The organism is Coprococcus intestinihominis, from assembly GCF_040096555.1.
Lineage (GTDB): Bacteria > Bacillota > Clostridia > Lachnospirales > Lachnospiraceae > Coprococcus_A > Coprococcus_A intestinihominis.
On the sequence record NZ_JBBMEK010000189.1, the window covers coordinates 1 to 6526 of the forward strand.

Sequence of the window (6526 nt, forward strand, 5' to 3'; positions counted from 1 at the left end):
TGGGAAAAATTCATACGTGCAACATCCATGCCGTTCAACATGAGCTGTCTGATCTTTTCTTCATTATTTGTTGCAGGACCGAGTGTACATATGATTTTTGTTTTTCTCATTACCATTTTTTCTCCTTTTGTTGTCATTCGATTTAGTAAAAACATGTAGATTTACATCTGATAGATGCCGCGCTGTTTTAAAGCGGCAATAGCGGCAACAACAGTTGCTTTGTCTTCTTTATAGGTGACGCCGTACCATTTGTCATTGGAGTGCAGAACCTGCACCGTTGCTTTGTTGTCAGCAAGGAGGCTGCTTACAACGGATGGCAGGAAGTATTCTGCCTTAAGCGGATTCTTTGGCATTTCATTGGTGAGGAAATCTGAAAACTGTTTTTTAAGCTCTGCCATGAAGCTGGCAGAAAAGCCCCACATATTCATCGATACGCGTTCATCCGGTGAAATCGGAATCAGTGTCTGTCCGTCATCCTCGGAATAGGCAGCACCATCCGGTGTCATAACGATATAGGTGCGCTCACAGATGCCAGTCAGATAACCCTTTGAATCAACGGTGCAGACACCACGGGAAACATGTCCGTTCTCCGTTAATGTATTGCCAAGTCGATAGCCGACCATTGTGTATCTGTAGCGGCTGTCATCTTCATGGGTTGTCAGATAATCATAGATCATCTTGAAGGCTTCCGGACCATAATAGTCGTCTGCGTTAATAACGGCAAACGGGCCATTCAGGATATCGATGCAGCTGAGAACAGCATGCCCGGTTCCCCATGGTTTTATGCGGCCTTCAGGCACCGTAAATCCATCAGGAATATTCTCAAGTTCCTGAAAAACATAAGCAACTTCCATAAGTCCTTCTGCTCTTTTGCCGATGGTCTCACGGAAAATCTGTTCGTTTTCTCGTTTAATAATAAAGATCACCTTTTCGAAGCCTGCGCGGACAGCATCATAAATGGAAAAATCAATGATGATATGTCCATCGGAATCGATGGGGTCAATCTGTTTCAACCCGCCATAACGGCTGCCCATGCCGGCTGCCATAATTACAAGTACAGGTTTCTTCATTTGTCAGTTCCCTCCCTGTATTAGTCTTTCCAATACTGCGACTAAATTTCTTCAGAGCTATTTTATCATAACAAAGCTGAAAATTCACCTACTTTGTGAAAAATTTTTCAATTCTGTTCAATAATAACTACGATTCGCCTTTTCTATAATGTTTATCAGTGGTTCATTTAGCATATCAGATAGAATCAGCAGTGATCCCATTGACGGTTTGCATACTTTTGTTTCCCATAAATGGATTGTATTGGTACTTACGCCGAGACGCTCTGCCAGCTCCTGCTGTGTAATATTATTTCTGACACGATATGATTTCAATGAATAGCCCAGTTCTGTCATTTGACTGTCAATAATCATTGCGCTTCCTCCCTCATCTTCATTCTTTCTGTTGTTGTCCTTTGATTGAAGTCACCTCATCCATGGATTTTGCGGTAAACCTATTCTATCACAGAAGGAATAAAAAACATGTCGAAATAAAATAAGTATTCTATTAAATTTTCCTATTGTCTTTCAGCTTTTTAATCAAATATAAAACAGGAGGCGTGTTTTTTCGATTAAAAGAAACAATCTTCATGACGGAAAAGTATTTTGGAGGCAGATTGTGGAGAAATTCTTCTACAGCCGCTTTCTCTTCTGCACCGCCGGGATGGCCGTAATAAGATAAAACAGCACCGCCGCCACCTGTCTCCGTTATGGAAAGTGCAGCTTCAATTGCTTCCAGTGTCGAGGTACCTTTTGTTATAACGGTGGGATCACCATCCGGCAGGTAACCGAGATTAAAGACAAAAAATCGGATTGGATGATCAATATACTGTTTTAAATGGCTGTGGGAATCAAGGATCAGGCGGGCCGGAGTCAGCAGGTGTTCTTCTGCCAGAAGCGCCTCTGTTCGTGATAGTGCTTCCGGCTGAATGTCGAAGCTGTAAACAGTGCCTGTATCTCCGGTAAGACGGCACATATACGCGGTATCATGTCCGTTGCCCATGGTGCAGTCGCAGACGGTATCACCGGGACGGATCTGTTCATCCATGCACTGATGGATGATGTCAATCATTTTTAAACGGGTTATTTCAAACATTTTATGTACTCCTTAGGAACGGGGACAATCTTTGCCCCATAAGATATATCAAACATGGATGTGGAGGCTAAGATCATGAGTGATTTAGCTGCAACAGGATGCTGCAATGACTGCGGCTGCAACGGGTTAACAAATAATAACGGAAATGGCTGCGGAGGCGGCAATAACTGGATCTGGATCCTGATTCTTCTTTGCTGCTGCAACGGCAGCAATGGCTGTGGCTGCGGAGGCTTCGGTAATGACAGCTGCGGAGGCGGCAATAATAACTGGATCTGGATTCTGATTCTTCTCTGCTGCTGCTGCAATAACTAAAAATTAAAGCCTGATGACCTGTTTCAAGGGGCCCTTTTGGGGCCTCTTTTGTATAACCAATGATCTTTTTATGCAGGTGTGGAAATATGCCTCAGTTCCTTTGCTGCGGCAGATATCCGTGCCTGGCGGCGCAGTGTTTATCTATTTCGTAAATCGTGTTCTCATCTTCAACAATGAAAGTTTCGCTGTCCTGTCGGATAATTTTGGAATGCGGATGCATAGACGTTTCCTCATTGTGAAAAGGATACCCGGATACGGATTTTTGTTTGTCCATCTGATATCATACTCCTTTTTCTGTTCTAATACAATATATGATTGGGAAGGGTTTCCTGTCAGACATATCTGTACAGCAGGCATATTTCAGATGAAGTGATCATAGAATATAAAGAATTCATTTGCCTGGGAGTGGTCTGTGATAGATACAGAAAAAATTCCTTTGACAGAAGCAGATACAGCTGCCTATGATTCAACAGCCCAGATATTGAAAGCGGCAATGGCCTATGTCAATCCATCTATTGGGAGAATGATGGCGGTTATGGCAAAATCCATAGAACTGCGGCATATGATGCAGTATTTAGATCAGGGAGGTGTCAGTGCCTGCGGTGTGAACAACCGCGCAATTCCGCCGGAAGAAGTTATCCGGGATTTGAGAAAGTATTGCGGGGCAAAGGAAAAAGAGCAGCTGGACCGTTGTCTGAATATGATGAATATGGCAAAAATGTATGAGATGTACAGAAATTTTTCCGGATCCGGGGATCTTTCAGCCATGGCATCTATGATGGCATCCGCGTCAGGCGCAGACAGCGGTGAGTCAACAAATAGGGATGGCAATACCTGCTCTGCCAGCGACACTGATTATCTCAGGAAAATGCAGTCAATGCTCACACCAGAGCAGATCCAGCTGATCCGTAATATGAATGGACAGCAGAATACATAAAGGAGGCAGCAGTATGACACGAGTAGATTGGGCCAGTCATCCGGCCGTCAGAAAAATTGATATCCGAAAATTATCAGTGCTTATGGCGCTGATAAATCAGTCTGAGGGGAAAAGTTTTTCAGAAATGATTCCATCTATTATTGAGGCGAATAAACATCTGACAGCCATGGGGCTTGCGTTTACCAATGATGAGATAAAACTGATCTTTGATGTAATGAAAAAAGATATGTCTGAGGAGGAAATGCAGCAATTTAATAAGCTGCGGAGTCTGATGAACCTGCCGACGTGGCTTTAAAAGGCTGGTGCAGCTCGAAAGATTTGGAAATAGTTCGATCGATAAGAAAATAGGACTTAAAATAAGCAATACAATTTAGACGCTTATTTTAAGTCCTATATATTAGAACCACACTAGCGGTTGTTTATTTCACGATCAGGTTCAGGATCTTGCCTGGTTTATAGATAACTTTGACAATGTTCTTGCCTGCGGTGATGTTGGCAATCTTAGGCAGTGCCATGGCTTTGGCTACGGCTGTTTCTTCATCATCATCTAATGAGAGTTCAACTGCATCCTTTGGCTTACCGTTGACCTGAACACCGATTTCGACTGTTTCGTCTACCATCTTGGATTCATCATAAACCGGCCATTCGGAAACGGACAGGAAACCTTCACCGCCAAGCATCTCCCAGAGTTCCTCGGTGATATGCGGTGCGAATGGTGAAAGCAGCTTCAGGAATGTGACATACTGCTCTTTGCCAACCGTCGTCGCAGATTCGAAATCGTTCAGCAGTGCCATCAGAGTAGCGATGGCTGTGTTGTACTTCATATCTTCAATGTCGTCGCTGACCTTCTTGATGGCCTTGTGGAGCGGATTGTCAAGGCTGTGGAGATTCTCGTCCGTAACCTTCTCAAAGATACGATAAACACGGTCAAGGAAACGCTTGCAGCCGCGGACAGAGTTCTCATTCCAAGGTGTAGAGGCGCCGTAATCACCCATGAAGAGGATGTAAGTACGGAGTGTATCTGCACCGTATTTGTCTGCAACATCCAGAGGATCCACAACGTTGCCTTTGGATTTGCTCATCTTGGTACCGTCAGGTCCGAGGATCAGGCCCTGTGCGGAACGTTTTGCGTATGGTTCAGGTGTGTTGACAACACCGATATCATACAGGAAACGATGCCAGAAACGGGAATAGATCATATGTCTTGTAACATGTTCCATACCGCCGTTGTACCAGTCAACAGGCATCCAGTATTTCAGCTTCTTCGGATCTGCCAGTGCTTCTGTGTTGTGAGGATCGATATAACGCAGGAAATACCATGAAGAACCGGCCCACTGAGGCATTGTATCCGTCTCACGTTTGGCATCTCCGCCGCACTTCGGACACTTGCAGTTCACAAAACTGTCAATCTTGGCCAGTGGAGATTCACCGTCTTCACCAGGCTGGAAATGCTCTACCTTCGGCAGACGAAGCGGTAACTCTTCGTATGGTACACCTACCATACCGCATTTCGGACAGTGAACAATCGGAATCGGTTCACCCCAGTATCTCTGACGGTTGAAGGCCCAGTCTTTCATCTTGTACTGAACACCCTTCTCGCCGATACCCTTTTCTTCAAGGACTTCGATCATCTTCTCAATAGAATCTTTCTTGTTGGTATAGCCATTTAAGAAATCAGAGTTGATCATCTCACCATCGCCGGTATATGCTTCTGTGTCAATATCGCCGCCTTTGATAACAGGGATGATCTCTTCACCAAATTTCTTGGCGAAATCATAGTCACGCTGGTCATGGGCAGGAACAGCCATGATAGCACCTGTACCATAACCCATCATAACATAATCTGCAATGAATAACGGCACTTTCTTGCCGCTGACAGGGTTAACTGCCATAAGGCCGTCAATCTTGACCCCGGTTTTGTCTTTATTAATCTCGATACGTTCAAATTCGCTCTTCTTCGCGCATTCTTCACGGTAAGCTTCAATCTGATCCATATTCCTGATCTGATCAGCATACTTGTCGATCAGAGGGTGTTCCGGTGCGATAACCATAAATGTCACTCCGAAAAGTGTATCCGGGCGTGTTGTATAAACGCGGAGACTTTCCTGTTCATTATCCAGCTTGAAGTTCACAAATGCACCTGTGGACTTGCCGATCCAGTGTTGCTGTTGCTGTTTGATATTGTCAGGGTAATCGACTTCGTTCAAGCCTTCAAGCAGTTTGTCTGCATATTTCGTAATACGAAGATACCATACTTCCTTAGACTTCTGGATAACATCACTGTGGCAGATATCACATTTGCCGCCCTGGCTGTCTTCATTGGAAAGGACAACTTTACAGGATGGACAGTAGTTAACCAGAGTCTTGTCTCGGTAAGCGAGACCTTTTTCAAAAAGCTTCAGGAAAATCCACTGTGTCCATTTGTAGTAGTCTTCCTGGGTTGTATCAATAACACGATCCCAGTCAAAGGAGAAGCCCATACGCTTCATCTGATTGGAAAAACGTTCAATGTTCTGATCGGTAACAATTCTTGGATGTGTATTAGTCTTGATGGCGTAGTTCTCTGCCGGAAGGCCGAATGCATCGAAACCGATTGGGAAAAGAACATTATATCCCTGCATGCGACGCTTACGGGATACAACTTCAAGACCTGAATAAGCCTTGATATGGCCGACATGCATGCCGGCACCACTAGGGTAAGGAAATTCTACAAGTCCGTAGAACTTCGGCTTGTCACTGTTGTCTTTGGCAGCAAAGAGGTCAGCATCGGCCCATTTCTTCTGCCATTTTGATTCAATTTTCGCGAAATCGTACTTCATAACGCTTTGTATGTTCCTCCTTAAAGGGAAAATATCCCATAATAGTTAAACTATTTTTAATTCTATCATAATGTAATTGAAAGTCAATGGTAACTATTCAGTTTCACCGGCTGTGTTCTCTGCTTCTTCGGAAGACAGATCGGTGTTCTCTGGCTGAAGAGTTTCAGCCGGAAGTGTGGAGATAAGGTTCAAAAGCTTCTCCAGTCGTACAATAGAGTCTTTCGGTGTGATCTTCGCGCAGAAGAAAGCAATAATGGCCAGTGCAAAGAGCAAAATTGCCTGTTGCCATAAATGCTGCGACAACATGACGATGCCG

At 44.3% G+C, this 6526-nt stretch carries 10 protein-coding genes; 3 read left to right on the forward strand and 7 right to left on the reverse strand.

All coding sequences use genetic code 11. The annotated features are described in order from the left end of the window. The 4 genes from WMO25_RS13005 to mnmM all read right to left on the reverse strand — a co-directional run. On the reverse strand, window positions 1–110 hold a 110-nt coding region (locus WMO25_RS13005; protein ID WP_349085650.1), incomplete at its 3' end, for a pyruvate kinase. Window positions 111–161: 51 nt separating this feature from the next. Then, window positions 162–1070 (reverse strand): sugar phosphate nucleotidyltransferase, encoded by a 909-nt coding sequence (locus WMO25_RS13010; protein WP_253059797.1) that lies wholly within the window; start codon window positions 1068–1070, stop codon window positions 162–164. 117 nt (window positions 1071–1187) lie between these two features. Continuing rightward, entirely contained in the window at window positions 1188–1421 is a 234-nt protein-coding gene (locus WMO25_RS13015; RefSeq protein WP_015514225.1) for a helix-turn-helix transcriptional regulator, read from the reverse strand. 133 nt (window positions 1422–1554) lie between these two features. Then, complete coding sequence (gene mnmM, locus WMO25_RS13020) at window positions 1555–2142, reverse strand: tRNA 5-(aminomethyl)-2-thiouridylate-methyltransferase MnmM (RefSeq protein WP_349085646.1); 588 nt, start codon at window positions 2140–2142, stop codon at window positions 1555–1557. Window positions 2143–2217: 75 nt separating this feature from the next. Here mnmM and WMO25_RS13025 point away from each other — a divergent pair, with 75 nt between their 5' ends. After that, complete coding sequence (locus WMO25_RS13025) at window positions 2218–2454, forward strand: hypothetical protein (RefSeq protein WP_349085647.1); 237 nt, start codon at window positions 2218–2220, stop codon at window positions 2452–2454. A 91-nt stretch (window positions 2455–2545) separates the two neighbouring features. Here WMO25_RS13025 and WMO25_RS13030 read toward each other — a convergent pair whose 3' ends face one another. Beyond that, the gene (locus WMO25_RS13030; RefSeq protein ID WP_015514228.1) at window positions 2546–2728 is read right to left on the reverse strand and encodes a hypothetical protein; all 183 of its coding nucleotides are present in this window, start codon (window positions 2726–2728) and stop codon (window positions 2546–2548) included. A gap of 138 nt (window positions 2729–2866) precedes the next feature. On the opposite strand from WMO25_RS13030, the gene WMO25_RS13035 reads away from it, so the two are divergent. Together WMO25_RS13035 and WMO25_RS13040 are read left to right on the forward strand one after the other, a co-directional pair. Then, window positions 2867–3391, forward strand: coding sequence for a hypothetical protein (locus WMO25_RS13035; RefSeq protein WP_349085648.1), 525 nt, complete (start codon window positions 2867–2869; stop codon window positions 3389–3391). Between the two features lie 13 nt (window positions 3392–3404). Then, window positions 3405–3686 carry a hypothetical protein gene (locus WMO25_RS13040; RefSeq protein ID WP_117540089.1) on the forward strand — a complete coding sequence of 94 codons (282 nt, stop codon included), beginning with the start codon at window positions 3405–3407 and terminating at the stop codon, window positions 3684–3686. Window positions 3687–3810: 124 nt separating this feature from the next. On the opposite strand, the gene leuS is transcribed toward WMO25_RS13040, so the two are convergent. Further along, complete coding sequence (gene leuS / locus WMO25_RS13045) at window positions 3811–6210, reverse strand: leucine--tRNA ligase (RefSeq protein WP_117526917.1); 2400 nt, start codon at window positions 6208–6210, stop codon at window positions 3811–3813. Window positions 6211–6303: 93 nt separating this feature from the next. Further along, window positions 6304–6526 (reverse strand): hypothetical protein (locus tag WMO25_RS13050; protein ID WP_349085649.1); only part of this gene is annotated, 223 nt, incomplete at its 5' end.